Annotated in this window: 30 protein-coding genes, 1 tRNA gene and 3 pseudogenes; 12 read left to right on the forward strand and 22 right to left on the reverse strand. The window is 73.8% G+C overall.

Annotated elements, in window-relative coordinates; translation table 11 throughout:
* Positions 1 to 5: 5 nt before the first annotated feature.
* Together KME75_RS01375 and KME75_RS01380 are read right to left on the reverse strand one after the other, a co-directional pair.
* Positions 6 to 1364 carry a 6-phospho-beta-glucosidase gene (locus tag KME75_RS01375; protein ID WP_219412657.1) on the reverse strand — a complete coding sequence of 453 codons (1359 nt, stop codon included), beginning with the start codon at positions 1362 to 1364 and terminating at the stop codon, positions 6 to 8.
* Positions 1361 to 2116 (reverse strand): DeoR/GlpR family DNA-binding transcription regulator, encoded by a 756-nt coding sequence (locus KME75_RS01380; protein WP_219412658.1) that lies wholly within the window; start codon positions 2114 to 2116, stop codon positions 1361 to 1363. Before KME75_RS01380 ends, KME75_RS01375 begins: the two co-directional genes overlap by 4 nt.
* Before the next feature lie 156 nt (positions 2117 to 2272).
* On the opposite strand from KME75_RS01380, the gene KME75_RS01385 reads away from it, so the two are divergent.
* The 7 genes from KME75_RS01385 (at position 2273) to KME75_RS01415 (ending at position 10000) form a co-directional block, all read left to right on the forward strand.
* On the forward strand, positions 2273 to 3469 hold the full coding sequence (locus KME75_RS01385; RefSeq protein ID WP_372452544.1) for a carbohydrate kinase family protein: 1197 nt from the start codon (positions 2273 to 2275) through the stop codon (positions 3467 to 3469).
* A gap of 20 nt (positions 3470 to 3489) precedes the next feature.
* Complete coding sequence (locus tag KME75_RS01390) at positions 3490 to 4866, forward strand: extracellular solute-binding protein (protein WP_219412659.1); 1377 nt, start codon at positions 3490 to 3492, stop codon at positions 4864 to 4866.
* Entirely contained in the window at positions 4859 to 5809 is a 951-nt protein-coding gene (locus KME75_RS01395) for a carbohydrate ABC transporter permease (protein ID WP_219412660.1), read from the forward strand. Before KME75_RS01390 ends, KME75_RS01395 begins: the two co-directional genes overlap by 8 nt.
* Positions 5806 to 6609, forward strand: coding sequence for a carbohydrate ABC transporter permease (locus tag KME75_RS01400; protein ID WP_219412661.1), 804 nt, complete (start codon positions 5806 to 5808; stop codon positions 6607 to 6609). Before KME75_RS01395 ends, KME75_RS01400 begins: the two co-directional genes overlap by 4 nt.
* Before the next feature lie 21 nt (positions 6610 to 6630).
* Positions 6631 to 9225, forward strand: a complete 2595-nt coding sequence (locus KME75_RS01405; RefSeq protein WP_219412662.1) for a sugar-binding protein — start codon at positions 6631 to 6633, stop codon at positions 9223 to 9225.
* 283 nt (positions 9226 to 9508) lie between these two features.
* Positions 9509 to 9934 carry an HNH endonuclease gene (locus KME75_RS01410; protein ID WP_219412663.1) on the forward strand — a complete coding sequence of 142 codons (426 nt, stop codon included), beginning with the start codon at positions 9509 to 9511 and terminating at the stop codon, positions 9932 to 9934.
* Positions 9925 to 10000 (forward strand) — tRNA-Leu (locus tag KME75_RS01415). Before KME75_RS01410 ends, KME75_RS01415 begins: the two co-directional genes overlap by 10 nt.
* Before the next feature lie 8 nt (positions 10001 to 10008).
* Here KME75_RS01415 and KME75_RS01420 read toward each other — a convergent pair.
* Positions 10009 to 10698, reverse strand: coding sequence for a TVP38/TMEM64 family protein (locus KME75_RS01420; protein ID WP_219412664.1), 690 nt, complete (start codon positions 10696 to 10698; stop codon positions 10009 to 10011).
* Between the two features lie 117 nt (positions 10699 to 10815).
* Between KME75_RS01420 and KME75_RS01425 the strand changes: the two genes are divergently transcribed.
* Positions 10816 to 11229, forward strand: coding sequence for a carboxymuconolactone decarboxylase family protein (locus KME75_RS01425; RefSeq protein ID WP_219412665.1), 414 nt, complete (start codon positions 10816 to 10818; stop codon positions 11227 to 11229).
* A 99-nt stretch (positions 11230 to 11328) separates the two neighbouring features.
* Here the strand turns inward: KME75_RS01425 and rdgB are convergent, their stop codons facing one another.
* Positions 11329 to 11922 carry an RdgB/HAM1 family non-canonical purine NTP pyrophosphatase gene (rdgB, locus tag KME75_RS01430; RefSeq protein WP_219412666.1) on the reverse strand — a complete coding sequence of 198 codons (594 nt, stop codon included), beginning with the start codon at positions 11920 to 11922 and terminating at the stop codon, positions 11329 to 11331.
* Positions 11919 to 12671 carry a ribonuclease PH gene (gene rph, locus KME75_RS01435; RefSeq protein WP_219412667.1) on the reverse strand — a complete coding sequence of 251 codons (753 nt, stop codon included), beginning with the start codon at positions 12669 to 12671 and terminating at the stop codon, positions 11919 to 11921. Before rph ends, rdgB begins: the two co-directional genes overlap by 4 nt.
* 187 nt (positions 12672 to 12858) lie before the next feature.
* Between rph and KME75_RS46545 the strand changes: the two are divergent.
* Positions 12859 to 13086 (forward strand): annotated as a pseudogene (locus tag KME75_RS46545) (DUF2231 domain-containing protein); the annotation flags it as partial.
* A 329-nt stretch (positions 13087 to 13415) separates the two neighbouring features.
* Here KME75_RS46545 and KME75_RS01440 read toward each other — a convergent pair.
* The 4 genes from KME75_RS01440 to KME75_RS01455 are packed head-to-tail and all read right to left on the reverse strand — an operon-like array spanning position 13416 to position 16227.
* Positions 13416 to 14204 carry an MBL fold metallo-hydrolase gene (locus KME75_RS01440; protein ID WP_219412668.1) on the reverse strand — a complete coding sequence of 263 codons (789 nt, stop codon included), beginning with the start codon at positions 14202 to 14204 and terminating at the stop codon, positions 13416 to 13418.
* A gap of 53 nt (positions 14205 to 14257) precedes the next feature.
* Positions 14258 to 14677 (reverse strand): hypothetical protein, encoded by a 420-nt coding sequence (locus KME75_RS01445; protein WP_219412669.1) that lies wholly within the window; start codon positions 14675 to 14677, stop codon positions 14258 to 14260.
* Entirely contained in the window at positions 14670 to 15032 is a 363-nt protein-coding gene (locus KME75_RS01450) for a hypothetical protein (RefSeq protein ID WP_219412670.1), read from the reverse strand. Before KME75_RS01450 ends, KME75_RS01445 begins: the two co-directional genes overlap by 8 nt.
* A 16-nt stretch (positions 15033 to 15048) precedes the next feature.
* Positions 15049 to 16227, reverse strand: a complete 1179-nt coding sequence (locus tag KME75_RS01455; protein ID WP_219412671.1) for an MFS transporter — start codon at positions 16225 to 16227, stop codon at positions 15049 to 15051.
* A gap of 84 nt (positions 16228 to 16311) precedes the next feature.
* Between KME75_RS01455 and KME75_RS01460 the strand changes: the two genes are divergently transcribed.
* Positions 16312 to 16647, forward strand: a complete 336-nt coding sequence (locus KME75_RS01460; protein ID WP_219412672.1) for an ArsR/SmtB family transcription factor — start codon at positions 16312 to 16314, stop codon at positions 16645 to 16647.
* Between the two features lie 143 nt (positions 16648 to 16790).
* Here the strand turns inward: KME75_RS01460 and murI are convergent, their stop codons facing one another.
* From murI to KME75_RS01485, 6 genes and pseudogenes are all read right to left on the reverse strand, one after another.
* Positions 16791 to 17606 (reverse strand): glutamate racemase, encoded by an 816-nt coding sequence (gene murI, locus KME75_RS01465; protein ID WP_372452545.1) that lies wholly within the window; start codon positions 17604 to 17606, stop codon positions 16791 to 16793.
* Between the two features lie 10 nt (positions 17607 to 17616).
* Positions 17617 to 18240, reverse strand: coding sequence for a rhomboid family intramembrane serine protease (locus KME75_RS01470; RefSeq protein ID WP_219412673.1), 624 nt, complete (start codon positions 18238 to 18240; stop codon positions 17617 to 17619).
* Positions 18241 to 18281: 41 nt separating this feature from the next.
* Complete coding sequence (locus KME75_RS01475; protein ID WP_219412674.1) at positions 18282 to 19520, reverse strand: hypothetical protein; 1239 nt, start codon at positions 19518 to 19520, stop codon at positions 18282 to 18284.
* On the reverse strand, positions 19517 to 19813 hold the full coding sequence (locus KME75_RS45545; protein WP_308282491.1) for an ATP-binding cassette domain-containing protein: 297 nt from the start codon (positions 19811 to 19813) through the stop codon (positions 19517 to 19519). Before KME75_RS45545 ends, KME75_RS01475 begins: the two co-directional genes overlap by 4 nt.
* Before the next feature lie 98 nt (positions 19814 to 19911).
* A pseudogene (locus KME75_RS45550) lies at positions 19912 to 20199 on the reverse strand (ATP-binding cassette domain-containing protein); the annotation flags it as partial.
* Positions 20196 to 20753: a PadR family transcriptional regulator gene (locus KME75_RS01485; protein WP_219412675.1), complete on the reverse strand. Its 558-nt coding sequence runs from the start codon at positions 20751 to 20753 to the stop codon at positions 20196 to 20198. The pseudogene KME75_RS45550 and the gene KME75_RS01485, both read right to left, overlap by 4 nt.
* A 59-nt stretch (positions 20754 to 20812) precedes the next feature.
* Here KME75_RS01485 and KME75_RS01490 point away from each other — a divergent pair, with 59 nt between their 5' ends.
* Complete coding sequence (locus KME75_RS01490; protein ID WP_219412676.1) at positions 20813 to 21259, forward strand: hypothetical protein; 447 nt, start codon at positions 20813 to 20815, stop codon at positions 21257 to 21259.
* Between the two features lie 31 nt (positions 21260 to 21290).
* Positions 21291 to 21935, forward strand: a complete 645-nt coding sequence (locus KME75_RS01495; RefSeq protein WP_219412677.1) for a hypothetical protein — start codon at positions 21291 to 21293, stop codon at positions 21933 to 21935.
* A 591-nt stretch (positions 21936 to 22526) separates the two neighbouring features.
* Here KME75_RS01495 and KME75_RS01500 read toward each other — a convergent pair.
* The 7 genes and pseudogenes from KME75_RS01500 to clpS form a co-directional block, all read right to left on the reverse strand.
* Entirely contained in the window at positions 22527 to 23477 is a 951-nt protein-coding gene (locus tag KME75_RS01500) for a PLP-dependent cysteine synthase family protein (protein ID WP_219412678.1), read from the reverse strand.
* 57 nt (positions 23478 to 23534) lie between these two features.
* A complete protein-coding gene (locus KME75_RS01505) occupies positions 23535 to 23813 on the reverse strand; it encodes a MoaD/ThiS family protein (protein WP_219412679.1) in 279 nt (92 codons plus the stop codon).
* Between the two features lie 43 nt (positions 23814 to 23856).
* The gene (locus KME75_RS01510) at positions 23857 to 24312 is read right to left on the reverse strand and encodes a M67 family metallopeptidase (protein WP_372452546.1); all 456 of its coding nucleotides are present in this window, start codon (positions 24310 to 24312) and stop codon (positions 23857 to 23859) included.
* A gap of 52 nt (positions 24313 to 24364) precedes the next feature.
* Complete coding sequence (locus KME75_RS01515; protein ID WP_219412735.1) at positions 24365 to 24826, reverse strand: GNAT family N-acetyltransferase; 462 nt, start codon at positions 24824 to 24826, stop codon at positions 24365 to 24367.
* Positions 24824 to 25186: pseudogene (locus KME75_RS01520) on the reverse strand (ACT domain-containing protein); the annotation flags it as partial. The pseudogene KME75_RS01520 and the gene KME75_RS01515, both read right to left, overlap by 3 nt.
* A complete protein-coding gene (locus KME75_RS01525) occupies positions 25183 to 25734 on the reverse strand; it encodes a DUF2017 domain-containing protein (RefSeq protein WP_219412680.1) in 552 nt (183 codons plus the stop codon). The gene KME75_RS01525 and the pseudogene KME75_RS01520, both read right to left, overlap by 4 nt.
* Positions 25735 to 25739: 5 nt before the next feature.
* Positions 25740 to 26039, reverse strand: a complete 300-nt coding sequence (gene clpS / locus KME75_RS01530) for an ATP-dependent Clp protease adapter ClpS (protein WP_219412681.1) — start codon at positions 26037 to 26039, stop codon at positions 25740 to 25742.
* Between the last annotated feature and the right edge of the window lie 15 nt (positions 26040 to 26054).

The following is a 26054-nucleotide window of genomic DNA, read 5'->3' on the forward strand; positions in this document are numbered from 1 at the left end:
CCGGTTCAGATTATCTGATTGATGAGGTCGCCGTCGAGCACCGCTGCCACGCCCGGCAGCTGCGCGCGGTACCCCGCCAGCAGCTGCTTCGCCACCTGCACGGAGTCGACGAGCGGGTGCTGGGCGAACGCACGCAGCGCGAGCGCCGACGACCCCGTCCGGGCGGCCGCGATCGTGTCCTGCTCCACGGCCTTGACCTGCTGCAGCAGGCCGAGCATCGACCCGGGCAACGGCGCGGTGGCCAGCGGCGTGACGCCGTGCGCCCCCACCAGGCAGGGCACCTCCACCACAGCCTCGGCGGGCAGGCCGGGCACCGCGGAGCCGTTGCGCACGTTCAGGATCATCGTGCGCGATGTGCCCCCGGACAGCGCACCCATAAGCTCCAGCGCCACCTGCTGGTACCCCCCGGCGGCCACGTCGGCCGCCTCGCGCTCCCCGGCCCCGCTGGCCTCTCGGCTCTCGGCCATGTAGCTGGCGTCGCGCTCGTCGCGCACCTGCCGCCAGCGTCGCCACGCGCCCTGCGGATCGCCCGCCACGTCGGCGTAGAACTGCTCCTGCTGGCCGAGCAGGAACTCCCCGCGGGTGCTCGGGGCCGACGTGATGGCGGCGATCGCCTCCCGCGTGCAGTAGTAGTAGTAGAGGTACTCGTTGGGGAGCGCGCCGATGCTGCGCACCCAGTCGGCGCCGATGAGCCGCGCCTCCTCGATGCCGGCCAGCGCGGCGTCGTCGGCGAGCAGCTCCGGGAGCCGGTCGACGCCGTCCACCCGCAGCCGGCGCAGCCAGCCGAGGTGGTTCAGCCCCACGTAGTCGACGGCCAGGTCGCCGCTCGCGCCCAGCGCCCGCGCGGCGCGGTGCACCAGCCCGACCGGCGAGTCGCAGATGCCGACCACCCGCTCGCCCAGCACCTCCTGCATGGCCTCGGTGATCATCCCGGCCGGGTTGGTGAAGTTGATGACCCACGCCCCCGGCGCCACCGCGGCGACCCGCTCGGCCACGTGCACGGCCACCGGGACGGTGCGCAGCCCGTAGGCGATCCCGCCGGGGCCGGTGGTCTCCTGGCCGAGCACGCCGCACGACAGCGCCACCCGCTCGTCGACCGTGCGGCCGTCGAGCCCGTCGACGCGGATCGCGGAGAACACGAACCGGGCGCCGGCCAGAGCTTCGTCCACGTCGGTCGTGACGCGCACCGCGGGAGCGCCGGGGCGCTCGGCGGCCATCTGCTCGAGCACCGCGCGGATCGCCGCCAGCCGGGACGCCGACACGTCGTGCAGCACGACCTCCGTGACCGGCGATGCGCCGTCGGCGAGCGCCTGGAACACCAGCGGCACCCGGAACCCGCCGCCACCGAGGATCGTGAGCCTCACGCGAGCCGGATCTCCGTGCCGACGCGGGCGCAGGCGTCCAGTGTCTCCTGGTCCGCCCCCTCGTTCGTGACGATGACGTCCACCTCCTCCGGTCCGCACACCGGCAGCAGGCCGGTGCCGGGGAACTTGCCGCGGTCGGCCAGCACCACCGTCTGCCCGGCCGCGTCGATCATGGCACGCTTGACCGGCACCTCCACCAGGGTGGAGTCCATGACCCGGCCGTCGCGGCCGATGCCGCTCGTGCCGAGGAACAGCCGGTGGGCGCGCAGTTCGCGCAGCGCCTGCTCGGTGAGCATCCCGACCAGCGACAGGTAGTTGCGCCGCAGCACCCCGCCGAGCACGAGCAGCTCCACCGCGGGGTCGTCGCGCAGCTCGTCGACCACCGCCAGACTGCTGGTGATCACCGTGACCCGCCTGCCGCGCAGCCGGCGCGCCAGCCGGGCGGTGGTGGTGCCGATGTCGAGGAGCACGACCTCGCCGTCGGCCACCAGCTCGGCGGCGGCCCGGGCCACCCGCTCCTTGTCGTCGACGGCCACGGTCGCGACCTCGGCGAACGGCACCGGGTCGTCGTCCGGGACGCACCCCGCGCCGCCCCGGACGCGCCGGAGGATGCCCTCGGCGTCGAGCGACTGCAGGTCACGCCGGATCGTCGACGGGCTGACCCCGAGGTTGGCGGCCAGCGCCTCCACCGACACCACGCCCGAGGACCGCACCAGGCGGACGATCTCGCCGTGACGACTGACCGGAAGCACGTCGTCACGGTAGCCGAGACCTGCGTGCTGCGACCAGCCGATGGCGCAAGTTCGCGCATGAACACGTCAATCACACGCAGAAATGCGCATGAACGGTTGCCATCCGCCCGTCGAACGCGGCACTATCCCGGCATCCGTGAGATTCGGGGGGACGAGGTGGCCAGCGGAGTCCGGCAAGCGGGCCAGGGCACGAACGGGGCGGGTGGACTCGCCCTGGGCCCGGTCGACACGCCGCACGATACGGTCTGGTGGGACCCGCTCGCCGACGTCCGCGACCCCGACTGGCCGGCCGTCGACGTGTTCATGTCCGGCACCGTCTTCCTCGACATCGTGTTCACCGGCCTGTCCGACCCACCGTCCCCGGGCACCGAGGTGTGGGCGGCCGGGATGGCCTCGTGCCCTGGCGGGATCGCGAACCTCGCGATCGCCGCGTCCCGCCTCGGCCTGCGCACCAGCCTGACCGCGGGCTTCGGCGACGACGTCTACGCCGACTTCTGCTGGCAGACCCTCGCCGAGCAGGAGCGCGTGGACCTGTCGCGGTCGCGGCAGTTCGGGCAGTGGCACTCCCCGGTGACCGTGTCGATGTCGGTGCAGCGCGACCGCAGCATGGTCACCCACGGCCACGACATCCCGATCAGCGCCGACGAGCTGATCGGCACCCCGCCGCGGTCCCGCGCGGTCATCACCAGCATCGGCGAGGGTGCGGCCGACCGCCTCCTGCCCGCGTGGGCCACCCGCGCCCGACGGGACGGCGCCCTGATCTTCGCCGACGCCGGCTGGGACCCCACCGGCGCCTGGGACCCCGCCGTGCTCGCCACGCTGTCGGGTTGTGACGCGTTCATGCCGAACGCGGTCGAGGCGATGAGCTACACGCGCACCGACAACCCGCGCGCCGCCCTGCGCACGCTCGCCGACCGCGTCCCGCTGGCCGTCGTCACCTGCGGCGGCGACGGGGCGATGGCGATCGACGGCGTCACGGGGGAGGAGGCCGAGGTGCCCGCGCTGCCGGTGGACGCGCTCGACCCCACCGGGGCGGGCGACGTGTTCGGCGCGGCCCTGGTGCTCGGCACCATCGCCGGCTGGCCGCTGCGGCACCGGCTGCTGTTCGCCGGGGTCTCCGCCGCGCTCGCCGTCCACGAGTTCGGCGGCTCGCTCGCAGCGCCCGGCTGGGGCGACATCGGCGACTGGTGGCGGCGCCTCGGCGCGCGGGCCGCCGCAGGTCACCAGGGCGCGGCCGAGCTGCGCAGCCGCTACGCGTTCCTCGACGACCTCGTGCCCCGCACGCACGTGTGCGGCGTCCGGAGGGCGGCAGCGACAATTGCTCGCCACTCGGACCTGACCCGACCGACCTGATCGATCCTCGGAGGACACCGATGCCCAGCCGATCCAGCCGGGCCCGCCGCGCGCCGGGCGTCGTCGCCCTCGTGGCCGCGCTCGGGCTCCTCGCAGCGGCCTGCACCCCCGGTTCGGAGAACGCGGGCGCTCCCCCGGCCGACGCCGACCGCGCCGTGCAGACCGACGTCGCCGCGCTCGGCGAGGTCACGCTGACGGTGTGGGACCAGGAGGTCCGCGGCGGCCAGAACGAGCAGATGGAACGGCTCAACAGGGCCTTCCAGGAGCAGTACCCGAACATCACGATCGAACGGGTTTCGCGGTCGTTCGACGACCTCGCCACCACGTTGCGGCTGGCGATCAGCGGCAACGAGGCGCCCGACGTCGTGCAGGCCAACAACGGCCGCGCCGACATGGGCGCGTTCGTCGCGGCGAACCAGCTGCTGTCGCTGGAGCCGTGGGCGGAGGCCTACGGCTGGCACGATCGCTTCCCCGACTCCGTCGAGCGGTACGTCAGCTACACCCCGGACGGGCGTGTCTTCGGCGAGGGCAACCTGTACGGGCTGCCGCAGGTCGGCGAGGTCGTCGGCATCTACTACAACCAGGCCGAGCTGGACCGGCTCGGCATCGCCGCGCCGCAGACGTGGGACGACTTCGAGGCCGCGCTGGCCGCCGCCGCAGCCGCCGGGGCCACCCCGATGCAGCTGGGCAACCTCGAGGGCTGGCCCGCGCTGCACGTGTACGGCACCGTGCAGAACCAGTTCGTGGCGCCCGAGCAGGTGCGCGACCTGGCGTTCGGCCGCGAGGGCGCGTCCTGGACCACACCGGAGAACACCCAGGTCGCGCAGAAGATCGTCGACTGGGTGCAGGCCGGGTACTTCAACGAGGGCGTCAACGGCATCGACAACGACCAGGCCTGGCAGGCGTTCTCGCGCGGTGAGTCGGTGTTCCTGATCGGCGGCACGTGGCTCGCGGCCGACCTGCAGTCGGCGATGGGCGACGCCGTCGGCTTCATGGCACCGCCCCCGCGTGCCGACCGTCCGGTCTCGGCCACCGGCGGCACCGGCCTGCCGTTCGCGATCACCAGCGGCAGCGACGCACCGGACGCGGCCGCCGCCTACCTCGACTTCATCACCAACGACCAGGCGATGACGGTGCTCACCGAGACCGGGAACCTGCCGGTCGTCGACCCGGCGTCCCAGACGCCGCCGCCCGGGCTGTCGGAGGACGTGTTCGCCGCGTTCGCCACGGTGTCGCAGGACGGCGAGCTGCTGCCGTACCTCGACTACGCCACCCCGACGATGGCCGACACGATGGGCGCGGCCCTGCAGGACCTCCTGGCCGGCGAGACGACGCCCGAGCAGTTCCTGCAGACCATCCAGGCCGACTACGCCGAGTTCGTCGAGCAGAATGGCTGACCAGCGGGTGGCCGCGCCCGCGGCCGTCCGCACGGACCCGCCGTCCCGTCCGCGCCCGGCGCGGCGGCGGGGTTCGCTCGGCCCGTCCCGCTGGGTGGCGCTGGGCTACGTCCTGCCCGGGCTCGCCGTGTACGCGGCGTTCGTGCTCTACCCGCTCGGCCGGTCGGTGCACCTGTCGCTGTTCGACTGGGACGGGCTGACGCTCGCCACGTTCGTCGGCATCGGCAACTACCTGGAGGTCGTCACCGACGAGGAACTGCGGGCGGCGTTCGGCCACGCGCTGGTGCTCATCGTGTTCTTCGCGCTGCTGCCCACCGCGATCGGGCTGGTGCTCGCCGCCGTGCTGACCAGGGCGAAGGTCCGCGGCCTGCCGTTCTTCCGCACGGTCGTGTTCCTGCCGCAGGTGGTGGCGATGGTCGTGGTCGGCGTCGCCTGGCGGCAGCTCTACGCCCCCGACGGCTCGGTGAACGACCTGCTCGACCTCGTCGGCCTCGACGGGCTCGCGAGGGCGTGGCTCGGCGACACCACGTTCGCGCTGCCCGCCGTCGGCGTGATCGGCACCTGGGTGCAGACCGGGCTGGTCACGGTGCTGCTGATGGCCGGGATGAGCCGCATCCCCGACCAGCTCTACGAGGCCGCGCGGCTGGACGGGGCCGGCCCGGTGCGGGAGTTCTTCGCGATCACGCTGCCGTCGGTGCGCGGGGAGCTCGCCGTCGCGCTCACCCTCACGGTGATCGCCGCCCTCAAGACGTTCGACCTGATCTACATCACGACGGGCGGCGGGCCGGGCAACCGCACGTCCGTGCCGTCGTTCGAGGTCTACAACCGCGCGTTCCGGCTGGGCGAGGTGGGCTCGGCGGCCGCCGTGGGCGTCACGCTCACCGTGATCATCTTCGCGATCAACCTCGCGGTCGCCCGGATCGGCGAGCGGGAGGCGCGATGATCTCCCGCACCGAGCGCACCGCCAACTACGCGGTCCTGCTGCTGTTCGCGACGTTCGCACTGTGGCCGATCGGGTCCATCCTGCTCAGCTCGGTGGGCCCGCCCGACGCGCTCGGCGTCGGCGGCGGGCTCGCGAACTTCCCCGCCGCGTGGGAGCAGGGCCGCTTCGGACCGTCGATGCTCACCAGCGTGGCCGTCTCCGGATTCGTGGTGGTGGTCGCGGGCGTGCTGTCGCTGTTCACCGGCTACGCGTTCGGCACCATGCGGGTGCCCGGGGCCGCCGTGCTGTTCCCGCTGTTCCTCCTCGGGCTGATGGTGCCGACCGAGGTGATCGTGGTGCCGCTGTACTTCGACCTGCGGACGTTCGGCCTCACCAACACGTTCTGGGCCATCGTGCTCCCCCAGGTGGCCCAGTCGCTCGCGTTCGGGACGTTCTGGATGCGCGCCTACTTCCGCGCCCGGCCCGTCTCGCTGATCGAGGCCGCCCGGCTGGACGGCGCCGGCTCGTGGCGGATCCTCTGGCAGGTGCTCGTGCCGCCGGGACGGCCCGCGATCGTCACGATGGTCGTGCTCACGTTCATGTGGACCTGGAACGAGTTCCTCATCCCCCTGGTCATGGCCACCGACCCCGCCTTGCGCACGGCGCCGCTGGGCCTGGCCTTCTTCCAGGGGCAGTACACATCCGGCTTCACGCTGCTGGCCGCGGGCGCGGTGATCGTCGCCGCGCCGGTGGTGGTCGTCTACCTGTTCCTCCAGAGGCACTTCATCCGGGGAATGCTCGAGGGCGCCGTCCGCGAGTGAACATCGATACGGGGAGGCACAATGCGTTCGGCACTGCTGGTGGCTGGTGTGCTCGCAGCCGGCTTGGTGGTGGGGTCCCCCGGCGGACCGCCGACCGACTCCACCTCGGCCGGCCCGCCCGTCGACCTCGACGTCCTGTTCATCGGCGCGCACCCCGATGACGAGGCGAGCACGCTGTCCACCCTCGGGCAGTGGAAGCAGACCCTCGGCGCCCGCTCGGGCGTCGTCACGATCACCCGGGGTGAGGGCGGCGGCAACGCCGTCGGCCCGGAGGAAGGGCCGGCGCTCGGCCTGCTGCGTGAGGACGAAGAACGCCGGGCGGTCGGGACGGCCGGCGTCACCGACGTGTACAACCTCGACGAAGTCGACTTCTACTACACCGTCTCCGCGCCGCTCACCCAGCAGGTGTGGGGCGACGACGTGCTCGAGCGGGTCGTGCGGATCGTGCGCCAGACCCGCCCCGAAGTGCTGCTCACGATGAACCCGGCGCCGTCGCCGGGCAACCACGGCCACCACCAGGAAGCCGCCCGCCTGGCGATCGCCGCGTACTACGCGGCCGCGGACCCGAAGGCGTTCCCGTCTCAGATCACACAGGAGGGGCTCGAGCCGTTCGCCGCCGCCAAGATCCTCCGCAATGGCGCGGCCGGCGAGGGGCCGACCGGGCCCGACTGCGCCGCCACGCTCGTCCCCGCCGACCCGACGCAGGACGTGTTCGGCGTCTGGAGCGGCGCGCAGGCGCCGGACGGGCGCAGCTGGGCGGCCGTGGAGCGGGACGCGCAGCGCGTCTACGCCTCGCAGGGCTGGGCGGTCTTCCCCGACGTGCCGACGGACCCGGCCGAGCTGGGCTGCGACCGGTTCACCCAGATCGACTCGCGGGTGCCCTACCCGGCACCCGGCACCCCGGAGGCCGCGTCCCCCACCGCGATCCTCACCGGTGCGGACGGCCCGCGGCTGGAGATCGAGGCGCCGTTCGACGTGTCGGCGGGCGAGCCGTTCCCCGTCACGGTCCGAGCGGACGGGGCCGACGCGGGAGGCACGACCCTGACCGCCCCGGACGGCTGGGCCGTCAGCGCGACCGACGCGGCCGGCGGGACGTTCACCGTGACCCCGCCGGCGGATGCCGCCCCGGGCACGCGCGTGCGGCTGGAGGCGACGACGGCGGCCGGATACACGGCCGAGCAGGTCGAGGTCGCCCCGCCGGTGCGGGTGGCCCAGGAACCGCTCCCCCAGGTCGCCGAGTTCACCGCCTGGGCCGACGAGCTCGAGGTGGCCCAGCTGCGCGGCGTGGTCACACCCGTGCTCACGCTGCCGTCCGGCGGCTCGCGGGAGATCCCGATGACCGTGACGAACCTGTCGGACGCGCCGCAGTCGGGCACCGTCGCGGTCGAGCTGCCCGCGGGGTTCACCACGGACGCCGCGAGCAAGCCGTTCGCCGACCTCGCGCCGGGCGCGTCCACGACCGTCCCGTTCGTGATCACGAACACCGACCCGGCGCTGCCGACATCGACCCAGGGCGGCGACCACGCGTACACCCTGAGCGTCGCCACGGCGGCCGGGACGACTTCGGTGCAGCCGGCCCTGGAACTGGTGCCCGCCACTGAGGTGCCCGCCGTCGACGCGGCCCCGGTGATCGACGGTGTGGGCGCGGCGGCGGAGTACCCGGGTCCGGTGCTGGACCTGTCCCGGCGCTGGGAGGGCGACGACTGCGAGTCGGCGGAGGACTGCTCGGCGACCGCCCGCCTCTCGCGGTCCGGGGACGTGCTGAACGTCCTCGTCGAGGTGACCGACTCCGTCGGCGGCACCGCGCTGGCCGCGACCGACTGCAAGCGGCACTGGCGCACCGACAGCGTCGAGCTCGCCCTCGACCCGGCCGGCACCAGCGAGAACACGGCCACGACGTTCAAGCTCGCCGTGCTCCCGTGGACGGCCGATCGCGCCCCGTGCGCCTCGCGGGACGCCGACAACCACCAGGGCCCGGCCGCCGAGACCGCACCCGGCGTGCAGTACGCCACGACGGTGACCGGCACCGGCTACACCGTCGAGGCCGCGATCCCGCTGGCCGCGCTGCCCGCCCCGGTCGACCCGGAGCGCCTGGGCCTCAACCTGTTCGTCTACGACTCCGACACCCAGGACCAGACCGGCCAGACCCGCATCGGCTGGTCGACCTGGCAGGGCGTGCAGGGCGACCCCTACCGCTGGGGCCGGGCGACGCTGCCCGGGTACGAGCCGGCCGGGGGTGAGGTGAGCGAGCCGGCGATCCCGTCCGACGCGCTGCTCAGCTCGCAGTCCCCGCAGTCGATCGAGCAGGCGGTGGACATCGACGTGCCGCTCTCCGGTGGGCCGGCCGCCCCGGCGGACGCGAGCGGGTGGCTGACCGGGGCCCGGCCCGGCGACGGGGCGGTCGAGGTGACGGCGACGAGCACGAGCGCCGGCTCGCTGAGCGTGTTCGTCATGGACGCCGAGGGGATCGCCGGGTCGCTGGTCGTGCCGGTCGACGGGGCCGGGGAACACGCGCTCACGGTGCCGCTGGACCGCCCGCTCGGGGCCGACGCCCGCGCGGTGGCGGCCTGGACGGTGGAGAGCGGGAGCCTGGCGTCGCGGGTGCCGGTCGGCTGAACGCCTTCCTGTGGACAAACCCGCACGCTGTCGAACGGCAGTTCGATAGCGTGCGGGGATGCCGAGAGCCAGACGTTGGACCGATGAACAGCTCGCCGCCGCGGTCGCGGCGAGCTCGACCCTGGGCGAGGTGTGCCGAAGACTTGGGTTGCAGCCAGGCAAGTACGACGTGCTGCGGAGGCACATCGCCCGGCTAGGACTTGAGGCGTCACACATACCTAGATCGACCCTCGGAACACCCCGCAGAACGCGGCGCTGGACCGATGTGGATCTTGAGGAGGCTGTGCGAGAGAGTTCGATCTCCGAGGTCGGCCGCCGGCTCGGCTACACGCCGAACGGCGGGGTGCACCGGCTGATAGTGGGCCACATCGCGGCTGCCCGGCTGGACACCTCGCATTTCACCGGGCGGAGTTGGGCACTCGGGCAGAGGCTGGAGCGCAAGGCGACGCCTTTGGAGGAAATCCTGGTCAAGGACTCGGGGTACCGCGCGAACTCTCACCTCCGCAACCGACTTGTCGCGGCGGGGCTGCTCAAGGCGGAGTGTTCGGAATGCGGCCTTGTGTCATGGCGTGGTCGGCCACTGCCTCTACACCTGGACCACATCAACGGCGACCACACCGACAACCGCCTGGAGAACCTCCGTATCCTGTGCCCGAACTGCCACGCCCTCACCGACACCTGGTGCAGGCGGAAGCCCAAGCCGGCGTAGCCCAACGGCAGAGGCCCGGGCCTTAGGAGCCCGCCAGTGTGGGTTCGAATCCCACCGTCGGCACCATGGCGGCCCTACTCGGGCCGCGCGGCCCCCTGGCCCGCACCAATTGCGACGGGCTCCGGAGCCACCGCCACCGGCACCGGCCGCCGCGACGCGATGAACGCCCCGGTGAGCCCGACCGCCCCGGACACGAGCGACACGGCGAACATGGCCGGGTGCGGGTTGCCGCCGATGGCGGCGTCGCCGAGCACCACGATCCCGATGGTGCCGGGCAGCACGCCGAGCACGGTGCCCACCAAATACGGCGGGAACCGCACACCCGACAGCGCCGAGGCGTAGTTCATCACCGAGAACGGCATGGCCGGGATGAGCCGCAGCGAGATCACCGCGAGCAGGCCCCGGCGGTCCAGGCGCGCCCGGACCCATTGCATCGCGCGGTGCTGGGCGTGCCGTTGCACGAACCGCCCACCGGCGAGCTTGCCCAGCCAGAACGCGCCCGCCGCGGCCAGGGCCGTGCCGGCGATGGAGAGCGCCACCCCGGTGATGGCGCCGAACAGCACCCCGGCGGCCACGGTGAACACGGTGCGCGGCACCGGCGCCAACGTGACGGCGCCGTGCAGCAGCACGAACAGCATCGGCGCCCAGATTCCGGCGCTCTGCACGGCCCGGCGCACGTCCGGGATCCCCTCGCGCAGCAGGAGGACGACGATCGCGGCGACGACGAGCACTCCGACGCCCACGGCGATCCGTCCCCACTTCACGCGCCCGACGGTACCGGCGGGCACGCGGCCGGTGGGACGAAGGGCGGACTCCGTCACTTTCTGGTCACCGGAAGTCCACCCCCGGCTGGGCCATACAGGCGATTACCGTGCTCCATCGTGACGACCGAGCAGCCCTCCAGCCCCGAACCGCCCGCCCTCGACCTCGACCCGGCCGGCCTCGCCGTCCGCCGCGAGGTCCTCGGGCCGGAGCACGTCGACGCCGCCATCGCCCGCGCCGACGCCACCACGTCGGCGTTCCAGGAGATGATCACCAAGTATGCGTGGGGCCACATCTGGACCCGCCCGGGTCTCGACCGCCGGATGCGCAGCGCCATCACGCTCACGGCGCTCGTCGCCCACGGCCACCTCGCCGAGCTGGAGCTGCACCTGCGGGCCGCGCTGCGCAACGGCCTGAGCCGCGACGAGATCGTCGAGGTGCTGCTGCAGTCGGCCATCTACTGCGGCGTGCCCGCCGCCAACTCGGCGTTCGCCGTGGCCCGTCGCGTCCTGGCCGAGACGGACCCAGCCTGACGGCGAGCGCAATGGCACCGCACACAGCGCCCGTTGTCCGCACACATCGCCGGCCATGTGTGCGGGCTCCACACGGTGTGTGCGGTGCGCCGCGAGCGCTCAGGACGTCAGGCTGTGCAGGTGCGGTAGTAGGGCGCGCATCGCGCGGCCGCGGTGGGAGGCGGCGTCCTTCTCGGCCGCACTGAGCTCGGCGGACGTGCGCTCCTCCCCCTCCGGCACGAAGATCGGGTCGTAGCCGAACCCGTTCGTGCCGCGGGGCGCGCGGACGATCCGCCCGGGCCATTCGCCGTGCACCACGGTCTCCAGCCCGTCCGGCACGACGAGCGCCGCCGAACAGATGAAGGCCCCGCCGCGGCGATCGTCCGGCACGTCGGCGAGCTGGCCGAGCAGCAGCTCCAGGTTGGCGACGTCGTCGCCGTGCCGGCCCGCCCACCGGGCGGAGAGCACCCCGGGCATTCCGTTGAGGGCGTCGACGGCCAGGCCGGAGTCGTCGGCGACGGCGGGCAGGCCGGTGGCGTTCGCGGCGTCGAGGGCCTTGGCCAGTGCGTTCTCGGCGAAGGTGGCGCCCGTCTCCGGGGCCTCCGGGAACTCGGGCACGTCGGCGAGCCCGACCACCTCGAGGGGCCCGTCGGCGAGCATGCGGCGCAGCTCGCGGAGCTTGCCGGGGTTGCGGGTGGCGACCAGGAGCTTCATGCCGGTCCCGGGAGGTCGCCGGGGTAGGGCTCGGCGAGCGCGGCGGCCTGCAGGTCGGCCAGCTGCCGGATGCCGGCCAGCGCGACGTCGAGCATCGCGTCGAGCGTGGTGCGGGTGAACGTGGCGCCCTCGCCGGTGCCCTGCACCTCGATGAGGGTGCCGGTGTCGGTGGCGACGATGTTGGCGTCGACCTCCGCGCGGGAGTCCTCCTCGTAGGGCAGGTCCAGCCGCACCCGCCCGTCCACGACGCCGACGCTGATGGCCGCGACCTGGCACGACAGCGGCTTGGGGTCGGCGAGGCTGCCGTGCGCGCGCAGCCAGGTGACCGCGTCGGCCAGCGCGACGTAGGCGCCGGTGATCGCGGCGGTGCGGGTGCCGCCGTCGGCCTGCAGGACGTCGCAATCCAGGGCGATGGTGTTCTCCCCGAGAGCGGCGAGGTCGATGCACGCCCGCAGGGAGCGGCCGATGAGCCTGCTGATCTCGTGGGTGCGGCCGCCGACGCGGCCCTTCACCGACTCCCGGTCGCTGCGGGTGTTCGTCGACGACGGGAGCATCGCGTACTCGGCGGTGAGCCACCCGAGTCCGGAGCCCTTGCGCCAGCGCGGGACGCCCTCGGTGACACTGGCCGCGCACAGCACCTTGGTGTCCCCGAACTCGACGAGCACCGAGCCCGCCGGGTGCTTCTGGAAACCGCGCGTGATGGTCACCGGGCGGAGTTCGTCGTCGGATCTGCCGTCTGCTCGCGTCACCGCGCCAGCCTATGTCGCCCCCTGTGAACCGAACGCGACGGTGGAACGTTGAACGGGACGTGGTCCTGGTCGGCGGCATCCCCGCGCACCGCTCTCCCTCGCTGCGCTCGGTCGGCGCTGCGCGCAGGCGCCGTGTCGACGGTTCGCTCGCACGCTCGCTCACCCCCTGCTCGTGCACGCGGTCGTCGTGCTGCTGCCGCTCGCGGCCGTCGGCGCGATCGCCGTCGCGGCCCGGCCGGCGTGGCGGCGGCAGCTCGGCGTGCCGGCGCTGCTCGTCGCGCTCGTGGGCGTCGCCGCCGTGCCGCTGGCCGCCGAGACCGGGGAACAGCTCCAGGCGGCGCTGCCCGGCCCGAACCCGCTCATCGAGGAGCACGCCCGCCGCGCGGCGCCGCTGCTGCCGGCGGCGGCCGGGTTCCTCGCGCTGCTCGCGGCCGCCGTGTTCGTGGGCCGCTCGGCCGACCGCGGGCGCGTGAGCGCACCGGCCGCGCTCGCCGCGCCGGCCAACCGGGCGTCGCGCCAGCGCCGGACGTCCGCCGCTCGGCTCGACCGGGTCGCGACCGGGCTGGGTGTGCTCGCCGCGCTCGCCGGGATCGCGGTTCACCGGCCTCGTGGTGTGGATCGGGCACGCCGGTTCGATGGCGGTGTGGCAGGGCGTGGGCCAGTAGGGGGTGCCCCTTTGCAGCAAAGCCACTTTCACGCAAGCTCGTTGCATCAAAGTGGCTTTGCTGCAATCCAGGCCCCGGATCAGACGGTGTACGCCACGTCCGGCGCCACCAGCTCCACCGGCCCGTCGAACGCCGCCTTCGCCTCGGCGAGCAGCTGCTCCCCGTCGAACCATGCCGGGACGTGCGTGATGAGCAGCCGGCCCACGCCCGCCGCGGCCGCGTGCTCCCCGGCCTGCCGGCCCGAGAGGTGCACCCCGGGTGGCGGCTCGTCCCAAGCGCCGCCGCCGTCGTGCGGCCAGGTGGCCTCGCACAGCAGCACGTCGGCGCCCCGGGCGAGCTCGACGAGCCCGGGGCACGGGCCGGTGTCACCGCTGTAGACGAGGCTTCGCCCGCCCTGCTCGACGCGCAGCGCGTACGCCTCGCACGGGTGGTCCACCGCGGCCGAACGCAGCACCGTGCCGGCCACCTCCGCGACGGCGCCGTCGGACAGCGGCTGGAACGCGAAGACGTCGGTGAGGTCGGTCGCGGCCCGTTCGGCGGCCGACGCCGCGTACGCCGCGGCGAACCGCTCCGGCGCCTCGGCGGGCGCGTACACCGGCAGCGGCCGCGACGCGGGATCGAACGGCGGCCGCGGGTGGTAGCGCCGGTGCACCACCAGCGATGCGAAGTCGGCGGAGTGGTCCGGGTGCAGGTGGGAGAAGACGACGGCGTCGAGCTCCCACGGGTCGAGGTGGCGCTGCAGCGCGCCCAGCGTTCCGTTGCCGAGGTCGAGCACCAGGTGGGCGTCCCCCGCCTGCACGAGGTAGCCCGACGCCGGCGAGTCCGGCCCCGGGCCGCTGCCCGAGCACCCGAGCACGATCAGCCGCATGGGCCGCACGCTAACAGTCCACTGGTGCCTGTCCGCCTGCTCCGCGACGGCGTTCAGCCGCCAGACATGCTCGGGCACGCGCGGGTGTGGCGCAGCCACCACAGGCCGACGAGCGGCAGCACCAGCGGGACGAACCCGTAGCCGCGGCCGTAGACCGACCAGACGGTGTCGTCCGGGAAGTCTCCGCCGTCGAACACCGTGAGCGTGCCGACCACCAGCACGCCCACCAGCTCGAACCCCACAGCGGCCCACGCCAGCCTGCGGGCGCCCGGCCCCCGCCGGGCCAGCGCGATCGTCGCGACGATGTAGACGACACCGGCGAGCGCCGACAGCAGGTACGCCAGCGGCGCCTCGCCGAACTTCGAGGCGATCTGCACGCCCGCACGGGCGGTGGCGGACAGCGCGAAGACCCCGTAGACGGCGATCAGCACCCGCCCCGGTCCCGACGAGGTGGCCCTGGCCTGCTCAGGCACCAGCCGTCCACAACGCGTCGAGGCGCAGCACGACCACGCCCGTGGCGATCGCCGCGACGGCGATGACCGCGCCGCCCCAGCGCGTGGGCTCCGCCATCGCGAACTGCGTGGCGATCGGCAACACACACACCGACACGACGAGGTAGATGAGGAACGTCGTGGTCTCCGGGAGCGTGACGCCGCCGAACACCTGCAGCGCCGCGATCACCGCCTGGATCAGCAGCAGTGCCACGACCACACCGACGGCCAGTCGCATCCACCGGTCCGGCGGGCGGTTCGCGACCGCGCCCACCAGCCCGTAGACCGCGAGGGCGCCCGCCGCGACGAGCGTCACCACCACCAGCGCGCCGATCACGGCAACCGCCCCGAACTCACGCGTCGGACGCTACCGGAGCCGCCGCGCGCGCCGTCCGCGCACCGGTCGACCGGCGCACGGCGAGCAGCAGACCGAGCGCGAGCAGGCTGAGCACCGCCGCCACCTCCGGCAGCAGGACGACGCCGCCGGTCGCGATGACCAGTCCGCCGACGACGCCGGACAACCCGGCGCCCAGGTAGATCGCCGAGGCGTTGAGCGACAGCAGCAGGCCGCTGCCGCCGCCGAGCTCGAGGAGCATGTTCTGGATCGGCGGGTTGACCGTCCAGGTGAACAGGCTCCAGACGAACAGCGCGACGGCGGCCCCGCCCACGGTCGTCGCGGTCAGCGGCAGCGTCGCGACCAGCACCACGAATCCGCCGAACGCCACGAGCAGCGTCCGCATGCTGCCGAAGCGGTCGGTGGCACGGCCGCCGATCGCGTTGCCGAACACGGCGCCCAGCCCGTAGACGAGCAGGAGCGCACCGACGGCCGATCCGCTCACGCCGGCCGTCGTGGCCAGGAACGGGACGATGTAGGTGTAGACGCTCATCGCGCCGAGCACGCCGAGCACGGTCATCCCCAGCACCGCGACCACGCGGCGGTCGGCGGCGACGGCGAACCGCTCGCGCAGCCCGACCACGGGCGGGGCGTCCACCCGCGGCAGCACCATCCGGACGGCGACCGCCGCCGCCAGGCACACGAGCGCCACCAGCGCGAACACCCCTCGGTAGCCGATGCTGCCGCCGAGGATGCTCCCTGCTGGTACGCCGATCACCAGCGCGAACGTCAGGCCGCCGAACACCCGCGCGACGGCCCGGCCCCGCTCCTGCGGCGGGAGCAGCACGGTGGCGACGAGTGTAGCGGCCGGCGTGTACACCGCGGCGCCCAGCGCGGCGACGATCCGGCCGCCGAGCAGCAGCGGGTACGTGGTGGCGACCGCGGCGAGCGCGTTCCCGGCGGCGGCGACGAGCAGCGCGGTGAGCAGCAGGGTGCGCCGCTCCCAGCGGCCGGTGAGCGTGGCGAGCACGGGGGCGCCGACGGCGTAGGAGAGGGCGAACGCGGTGGAGAGCTGGCCCGCCGCGGTGAGCGAGACCCCGAGCTCCGCGCTGACGGCGGGCAGCACGCCCGAGACGACGTAGGCGCTCGTGCCGACGGCGAACGCGCCGGCGGCGAGCAGGTAGGTGCGTGCGGACACGGCGTCCTCTCGAAGGGCAACTTGTACGACGAGCACCGTACTACGAGCTTCGTCGAACTTCGATACCTGTCGTACGATTGCCCCATGAGCACAGCGGAGACGGCACCGGCGCTCCTCCCCCAGCCCGCACGGCACGAGATCCGCATCGCGACCGTGCTGCAGGCCCTCGGTGATCCGGTCCGGCTCCAGATCGTGCGCGCGCTGGCCGAGGACGAGCGCGCCTGCATGGGCCTGGCCTGCGGGGACGTGCCCCTGCCGGTGAGCAAGTCGACGGTCACCCACCACCTGCGCACCCTGCGCGACGCCGGCGTCGTCTCGACCCGGGTGGAAGGGACGCGGCGGCTGAGCACCCTCCGCCGGGAGGACCTCGACGCGCTCTACCCGGGACTGCTGGCCGGAGTGCTGGCCGCGGAGCGCTGAGCCGGGACCGCGGACGGAAGACGTCGGTCCGGCGGGCTCCGGCCGAGTGGCCGGCGGTGCACCGAAACAGTGATCACGGCCGCGGTCCTCGGAAGCCAGCGCCGTGATCACCAGCGGGCCGCGTACCTGGCGGCGCCTGCTCGTCAGGACCGGGAGCCGGCCCCGAGGAGCGGCGTGACCGCGCCGATCTCCGGGCCGAGGAACCGGCGGCCGAGCCTGCGGAACGGCTCGGGGTCGCCGGTGGCGAGGAACTCGTGCGGGCCGGGCGGCGGCCCGACCGGGTCGCGGGCGAGGTCCCGGTCCATCAGCACGCGCACGACGTCCTTGGCCGTCTCGTCGGCGCTGGACACGAGCGTGACATCCGTGCCCAGCACGATCTGGAGCACCCCGGCGAGCAGCGGGTAGTGGGTGCAGCCCAGCACGACCGTGTCGACGCGGGCGCGCTGCAGCGGCTCCAGGTAGCTCTGTGCGAGCCCCAGCACCTGGCGGCCGCTGGTCATCCCGCGCTCGACGAAGTCGACGAACCGGGGGCAGGCCACTGCGGTGACCTCGACGTCCCGCGCCGCGGTGAACGCGTCCTGGTAGGCGCCGGATGCGATCGTGGCGCGGGTGCCGATCACCCCGATCCGCCCGGTGCGGGTGGTGGCGACCGCGCGCCGCACGGCGGGGCGCAGCACCTCGACGACCGGGACCGGGTAGCGCTCGCGGATGTCGGGCAGGCACGCCGCCGTCGCGGTGTTGCATGCGACCACGAGCGCCTTGACGCCGCGCTCCATCAGAGCGTCGCCGATGGCGAGCGCGTGCGTGCGGATGTCGGCGATCGGGAGCGGCCCGTACGGCCCGTGGGCGGTGTCGCCGACGTAGACGACCTGTTCGGCGGGCAGCAGATCGATGATCGCGCGCGCCACGGTGAGGCCGCCGACGCCGGAGTCGAAGATGCCGATGGGCGCGTCCAGCACGGTCGACAGCCTAGGCCGTGGGCAGGACCGGTCGCGAGCGCCGGTCGGCGCGGGCGACGAGCCAGGCGGCGAACAGGCCGGCCAGGGCCCCGAACAGGTGGCTCTGCCAGGAGATCCCCTGCTGCCCGGGCAGCACCCCGAACAGGATCCCGCCCCAGATCGCGAACAGCACGACGGCAAGCCCGATCTGGCGGAGGCTGCGGGCGAAGAACCCGCGGGTGAGCAGGAAGACCAGCCAGCCGAAGATCACGCCGGAGGCGCCGATGTGGCTCCCGTCGCCGGCGGTGAGCCACACGCCGACGCCGCCGAGCAGCCAGATCGTGGCCGTGACCATGACGAACTGCCCGATGCCGCCCGCCATGGCCAGGAAGCCGAACACCAGGAACGGCACGGTGTTGGCGAGCAGATGCGGCCACCCCCCGTGCAGCAGCGGGGCCCAGAGGATCCCGTCCAGCCCGTCCACCCGGCGCGGGAGGATGCCGTCGTCGTCCAGGTTCAGAGGCGTGAACCGGTCGAGCGCCTCCGACACGTAGAGCAGTGCGGTGAACGCGAGCATCGTGACGAACGCCGGGACCGGCCGGGGCGGCAGCACGCGGGCGATCGACCGGCGGGGCGCGGGCGCAGGAGCGACCATGCGCTAGAGGCTACGCGCAGCGCACCCGGGGCGGCCGGGGTTCACGCGGCGCGCAGGTTCTCCGGGTCCGCGGCGTCAGCCAGGAGGCCGGCGAGCGACGCGACGGCGATGCGGGCGAGCAGTGCGACCAGCACCGCCGCCACGGGCACCGGGAGCAGTGCCACGACGAGTCCCGCCGCCCCCGCGGTCCCGATCCCGGCCGGCCCGAAGAGCACCGCGCCCAGCAACGCCCCGGCCGTGGCCGCCGGGACCGAAACGGCGGTGAGCTGCCGGCGCAGGACCCGGCGCTGGACGTCCGGGTCCGCGCCCAGCGCGGAAAGCGCTGCCACCGCCCGCCTGCCGTCCACGATCTGGTCGGCGGCGGCGACGAGGAGCGCGAGCACGCTCACGACGATCGCGACGAGCGTGGCCGTCGCGGCGATGCCGACGCCTGCCAGGTAGAAGCCGGCGTCCTCGCGGGTGACCGTGCCCGCGGCGAGGCCGCCCTGCACGCCGAGCGCGAACCCGCACACGGCCAGCACGCCGGCGACCCGACCGGCCGGGCGCGGGGCCGCTGCCAGCCGCGCGGCCGCGAGCAGCTCGGTGGGCGTGCCGCGTCCCGCCATCCGCCGGGCGACGCGCCGGGTCACCGGCGTACCGAGGGCCACGAGTGCGATGAGCGCCGCGGCGCCCACGGCGAAGATCACGGACAGCTGCACCGCCCACAGCACCACGAGGAGTCCCACGAGACCGACGACCACCCGCGGCACCCACGCGGCCCGCGGGCTCGCCCGCCGGGCGGTCATGGCACCCGCGACCGGCGCGGGCAGCAGCCGGGATCCTGCTGTGGGCAGCACCCCCAGGGCCGCCCACAGCAGGAGGTATGCCGGCCCGGCCAGCAGCCCGCCGAGCAGGCCGGAACGCCCGGTCTGCAGGGCGGCGATGCGCCGCAGCTCGGCGGGGGCGGCGCCGGCCAGCCGCAGCGCCGCGAGCCGGCGCTCGCGCGCGGTACTTCCCAGCCGCAGCACCTGCACCGCGAACACCGCCACGGGCACGACGACCAGCACCCCACCGAGCACCACCCCGAACCGCAACCCCGGCTGCGCCACGAACGGCGCCAGCGCCGGGAGCGCGCGGAACTCCCCGATCCGCGCGATCCGAGCGCTCGCCAGCAACAGCGCCCCCGCCACGGCAACGGCGGCCACGAGCAGCCGTTCCCTCGTGCGCTCCCGGGGCCGGTTCGGCCGCGCCAGCACGCGAACCGCGGCGAACCCCACGGTGCCCCTCCCCGTGCCGGTCACGTCAGGCTCACATCGTGCTCGACGAGTCCGTCCCGCAGCCGGACCTCGCGGTCGGCCCGCGCGGCGACGGCGTTGTCGTGGGTGACGAGCACCAGCGCCGCCCCGCGCTCCTGTACGGCGCCGACCAGCAGGTCGAGCAGGAGCCTGCCGCCGATGGTGTCGGTGCTGCCGGTCGGCTCGTCGGCCAGCACGAGCGCCGGGCCCGTGACCAGTGCGCGGGCCACGGCGCCCCGCTGGGCCTGACCCGCCGACAGCTCGGCCGGGACGGCGTCGGCCTGCTCTGCCAGCTGCACACGGTCGAGCCACTCGCGCGCGTGGCACGTGCGGCGGGCACCGGGTTCCCCTCGAGCAGCAGCGGCAGCGCGACATTGTCCACCAGCGGCAGGTCCGGGACGAGCTGACCGAACTGGAGGACGATGCCCAGCTCACGGCGCCGCAGCCGGCAGCGGGCCGTCTCGTCGAGCCCCGCGAGGTCGTGCCCGGCGGTCCGCACCCGGCCGGCTCGCGGCACCAGGATGCCCGCCGCGACGTGGAGCAGGGTGGACTTGCCACACCCGCTCGGCCCGGTGACGGCCACGACCTCACCCGGCCCGACCGACAGATCGACGCCGCGCAGGGCAATGGTGCGCCGGTAGGCGTGCTCGACACCGGACATCTCCAGCACACGGTCCACGGTCATCCGCCTCCCTCGCTCCTTCCGCCGGACGGTTGCCCCGTACGGGCCCCGCCGTCGCTACCGACCAGCTCGACGGCCAGGTCCAACCACCGCAGGTCGGCGTCGAGATGGGCGATGGTGTGCTCGCGGGCGAGCCGCGATGCGGCGTCACCGCCCGCCGCGGCCGCGGTGAGCTCCCGCATCCGCCGCAGGTGGGCGGCGCGCTGGCGGCTGAGGAACGCGGCGGCGCCCGCGCCGGTGCGGAACGCGGCCACCGCCTTGCGGATGATCTCGTCCTGCCCGGGCCCCGCCGGCGGCACCGGCTCGGCGAGCCACTCGTCGAGCCGCTGCGTGCCGAGTGCGGTGATGGCGTAGACCGTGCGCTCCGCGGCGCCCTCGGAACGCTGGTCGACGACCTCGACGAGCCCGTCCCGCTCGAGCCTGGCGAGCGTGGCGTAAACCTGCCCGAACGCGAGCGGCCGCGCGTCGGGGAACCAGGCGTCGTAGGCGTGCTTGACCTCGTAGCCGTGCCTCGGGTGGTCCCGCAGCACGGCGAGGAGCACATCGCCGACAGCCATGGCGCGAATATACACCTTGTACATACACTGAGTGAATATTGCTCCGGGGGGAGTTGAGGGTGGACGCCGTGCTGGCACTCGGGCTGCTGTTCGCCCTGGCCGCGGGATCGGCCGTGGTCCCGGTCGCGGGCGTCGAGGCGTTCCTCGTCGGGTACCTGCTCCTCAACCCGGGGGTCGTGCCGTGGTGGCTGGCCGGGCTCGTCACCGCCCTCGGTCAGCTGACCGGGAAGGCGGTGCACGTGGTGCTGGCCGGCCGGGTCGCGGCGGTCCCCGAGGTTCATCGGAGGCTCGCGGGCACGATGGCCCGGTGCCGCCGCAGGCCCCGCACCGCGGCGGGGATCGTCCTGCTCAGCGCGAGCGTGGGCCTCCCACCCTTCACGGCCGTCGTACCCGCGGCCGCGGCCAGCGGACTCGACCTGCGCCGCCTCGTGCCGGTAGCCGCCGCCGGCCGCATCGCGCGGTTCCTGGCGCTGGCCGGCATCCCGGAGCTCCTGGCCGTGCTGTGAGAGCCTGCTCGCGTTCGGGCACGGTGGGGCCATGGAGCTCAATGGGCAGGCCGAGCCCGGGCCGGCCGCGGTGTGGAATGCCCGGGCGAACCCGCCCGACAACGAGGTACCCGCCGCGCTGCCGTGGGCGGCGCTGCTGGGCAGGGGCGAGGACACGGCGGTCGCGCTCACCGGTGCCGCCGTCTACAGCACCGGCCTGCGGCTCGACATCGCCGCCCGGGCCCGGCGTCGGCCGGGCCGCGGCCGAGTCATCCTGTTCGACGCGTTCGGCGGTCGCGGCGCGGCGCAGGTCCTGCTCGGGGTCGAGTACGCGGACGGGCGTACCACCACCAACGCCTCCCCGACGTGGCCGCCCGCGCCAGGCGGCGACGACGCGCCCTGGTTGCAGCAGGGCGGCGGGTCGGGCGGCGACCGCAGCGTCGACATGAGCTTCTTCCTCAGCCCACTCCCGCCGCCCGGCCCGCTGACGTTGGTCTGCGCGTGGCCGGACGAGGGGATCGACGAGACCCAGGTGGTCTTCGACGCCCGCGAGATCGAGGCCGCCCTCCGTGACGTGGTGGAGCTGTGGCCGCCGGAGGACGACGCCCCGGAGGAGCCGGAGCCCCCGGAGCCGCCCGACGTGCCCGGCGGCGGCTGGTTCGCCCGCGCGCTGGGGACGGAGCGGGATGTCCCCTGATCGCCCCGCGGCCAACCCCCGGGCATGATCACTACGAGAAGCGCCGATCCGCAGCCGCGACCGCCCGCACGCGCATCTCACGGCGATAACCACCAGCATGATCACCGCGAGAGCGCACGTTGCGCCGTCTCAGCAACGGCCACGAGCATCTCGCAACGATCATCAGCGGGCCCGCCGCTCCGGCGGGCGGACGGCCATGATCGCCGCGAGAGCGCACTTTCCGCAGTCCCAGAAACGCACCCGCCCATCTCACGGCGATCACCACCAGCGTGATCATCGCGAGAGCGCACCTATCGCGGTTCCGACCGCGCGGATACGTATCTCGCGGCGATCTTCAGCAGCCGACACGCCCAGCGACCGCGCCTCCGGCGCGACGGCGACCCTCGCCGCCGCAGCGACCGGCGGCGGATGGGGACCTGGTCCCGGCGATGCTCGCCGCGAGGGCGCACTTCTCGCAGTTCACCCTGCGCGGATACGCATCTGACGCCGATCACCGCCCGCGAGAGCGCACCTATCGCGGTTCGGACTGCGCGGATACGTATCTCGCGGCGATCACCGCACCGCCGGCGCCGACGTCCGTGACCACCGGAATCAGGCCCAGAGGTGGCCCTCGATGCCCTCGGCCGCCTCGTCGAGGGAGCCGGAGTAGGCGCCGGTGGACAGGTACTTCCAGCCGGCGTCGGCGACGATGATGACGATGTCGGCCTCCTCCCCCGCCCCGGCGGCCTTCTCGGCCACGGCGAGCGCGGCGTGCAGGATCCCGCCGCTGGAGATGCCGGCGAAGATGCCCTCCTGCTCCACCAGCTGCCGCGTCCGCCGCAGCGCGTCGTGGGAGCCCACGGAGTAGCGGGCGGTGAGCACCTCGGGGTCGTACAGCTCGGGGACGAAGCCCTCGTCGAGGTTGCGCAGGCCGTAGACGAGCTCGCCGTAGCGCGGCTCGGCCGCGACGATCTGCACGTCGGGCTTGTGCTCGCGCAGGTACCGGCCCGTGCCCACGAGGGTGCCGGTGGTGCCCAGGCCGGCCACGAAGTGGGTGACGGTGGGCAGGTCGCGAAGGATCTCGGGGCCGGTGGTGCGGTAGTGGGCCTCGGCGTTGGCCGCGTTGCCATACTGGTAGAGCATCACCCAGTCCGGGTGCTCGGCGGCGAGCTCCTTCGCCATCGCGACGGCCTGGTTCGAGCCACCCGCGGCGGGCGAGGAGATGATCTGCGCCCCGTACATCTCGAGCAGCTGCCGCCGCTCCTGCGAGGTGTTCTCCGGCATGACGCAGATCAACCGGTAGCCCTTGAGCTTGCACGCCATGGCCAGCGAGATGCCCGTGTTGCCCGAGGTGGGCTCGAGCACCGTGCAGCCGGGCCGCAGCAGACCGTCGGCCTCGGCCTTCTCGACCATGGCCAGCGCGGGCCGGTCCTTGATCGAGCCGGTGGGGTTGCGGTCCTCGAGCTTCGCCCACAGCCGCACGTGCGGGGCCGGGGAGAGCGACGGCAGACCGACCAGCGGGGTGTCCCCGACCGCCTGCAACAACGAGTCGTACCGGGCCATGACGCCTCCTCCTGATGCGACCCGGGGTGGGCCGGGACGCGCCCGGCCCGGCCCGTGTCAGCGCATGCCGCCCGCGACGGCAGGCAGGATCGTCACGGTGGAGTTCTCGCCGACGGGGGCGTCGAGGCCACCGGCGAAGCGCACGTCCTCGTCGTCCACGTAGATGTTGACGAAGCGGTGCAGCGAGCCGTTGTTGACCAGACGGCCGGCGATGCCGCCGTGCCGCGACTCGAGGTCGTCGATCACCTCGGCGACGGTGCTGCCCTTCGCCTCGACGGACTTCTCGCCGCCGGTGTGGGTGCGCAGGATCGTGGGGATGGAGACGGTGACGGCCATACGGGTGCTCCTGAATCGATGATGACGGTGGGTGAGGAGGACGTCAGTCGTTGTCAGGGACGTCGTCCGCGCCGGTGTGCGCGAACATGTAACTCTCCACGACCTCGACGTCTTCCTCGGTGACCACACCGTCCACGATCCGGAACGACCGGAACTCGTGAGTGTCGGGCTCGCGCGTCGACACGAGCACGTAGTGCGCCTCCGGCTCCGAGGCGTAGGAGATGTCCGTGCGCGACGGGTAGGCCTCGGTGGCGGTGTGCGAGTGGTAGATCACCACGGGCACCTCGTCGCGCGAGTCCATGTCGCGGTACAGCCGCAGCAGGTCGCCGGAGTCGAACTCGTAGAACGTCGGCGACCGCGCAGCGTTCAGCATGGGGATGAAGCGCTCCGGCCGGTCCGAGCCCTCGGGTCCGGCAATGACGCCGCACGCCTCGTCGGGGTGGTCCCGGCGGGCGTGGGCGACGATCTCGTCCACGAGATCGGCTCGGATCACCAGCACGCCCACCAGCCTACGGCGCGGTGGGCGCCGGGCGCACGCGTGCGGGCGCGGCTCACACCGTTTCCCGCCGGGACAGCACGAGGCACGTCCCGTCGGGCGGGCCGAACCCGTACCGCCGGTAGAGGTCGTGGGCGTCGTCGGTGAACAGGATCCAGCGTATCCGCCCGTCGCCGACCAGCTCCGCCACCACCGCCTTGCCGAGCCCGGCGCCGCGGGCCGACGGCAGGACGAACACGTCGGCGAGGTACCCGACGGAAACCCCGTCGGACACCGCGCGGGCGAAGCCCACCATCTCCCCGGTGTCGCGCCGGTACGCGCCGAGCACCCGCCAGGCGGCGTCGATCTGGGTCTCCACGTCGGCGCGGCTGCGCGAGCGCCCCCAGTAGGCCTCGGTGGACAGGAACTCCCACACCACGTCGCGATCCACCCGTGCCGGGTCGTCGTCCAGCTCGTACTCGCCGACGGCCACCCGGCGCCCGGCGGCGCCGTCGCGCAGTCCGGTGAGCACGCGCATCGCGTCGGCCGCCCGCTCGTACGGCACGAAGAGGTGGTCGTGGTGGAACCCCGCGACCGGGTTGACGCTGATCCCGTGCGCGGCCAGCGCGGTCGTGACCCGGGCGAGCAACCCGACGGCGGCGAGCGAGGAGTGCACCCGGAGCGTGATCCGGGCGCACCGGTACTCCGCCGCGATCCCGCACTGCTGCGCGTCCTCCTCGCGCAGGACGAGCGTGCTGCCCTCGTCCTCCTCGACGACCGCGACCGGCAGCACATCGAGGTGGGCGCCCCGGGGCACGGTCGCGAACACGTGCACCTCGGGGTGCAGCTGCGGGTCCAGCCCGGCGAGCAGCACCCGCAGGTCGGTCCCGCCCGTCACCGCAGCTGCATGCGCGACTGCACCAGCGCGTCCTGCACGAACGTGAGCCAGTGGTAGACGCCCAGGTGCGACGACCGCGGGTCGTCGGGTGGCAGCTCCTCGGGCATGTCCTCGCTGACGTCGAGGGCGGTGCCGAGGGCGAGCCGCACGTCGTTGAGCGCCGTGAGCCAGGAGTCGGCCTGGTCGGGCGTGAGCTCCACCCGGCCGCCGGTCTCCGGGAGCGTGTCCAGCACGACGGAGGCGGCCGCGTCCTTCGCCTCGATCAGCGCCGGCTCGTGCAGGGACCGCAGCCCGGCGGACAGGTCGGCGTCGTCGGTGGAGAAGTCGGGGAGCAACCGGGCGAGCACACGGTCGTCGGGCCGGGTCGACGGGCCGGTACGCATGCCGGTGAGCACCGCGAGCTCGTCGGCGGGGTTGTCGTCGGCGCGGCCGGCCAGCATCTGCCGGATCTCCCCCACCAGGCCGCGCAGCACGGCGGCCTCCTGCGCGTCGAGCGACGCGACGAGCCGGGCCCTGCCGCCGCGACCCGCCTTCTTCCAGCCGTTCACCTGGCTCAGGACACCTTCTGCATCGTGGCCCACAGGCCTGCGGCGTGCAGCTTGGCCACGTCCCCCTCGATCTTGTCCTTGTCCCCGGAGGACACCGCCGCCTTCCCCTTGTGGTGCACGTCCAGCATCAGTGCCGTGGCCTTCGGCTCCGGGTAGCCGAAGAGCTTCTGCAGCACGTAGGTGACGTAGGACATGAGGTTGACGGGGTCGTTCCACACGATCGCCTGCCAGGGCACATCGCCCACCGAGTCCTCGGCGAGGTCCGGATCCACCTGGCGCGTGGGTACGGGTAGCGGCGCGGCCATGGGTTCCATGGTGGC

The organism is Pseudonocardia nigra, from assembly GCF_019396355.1.
Classification (GTDB): Bacteria; Actinomycetota; Actinomycetes; order Mycobacteriales; family Pseudonocardiaceae; genus Pseudonocardia; species Pseudonocardia nigra.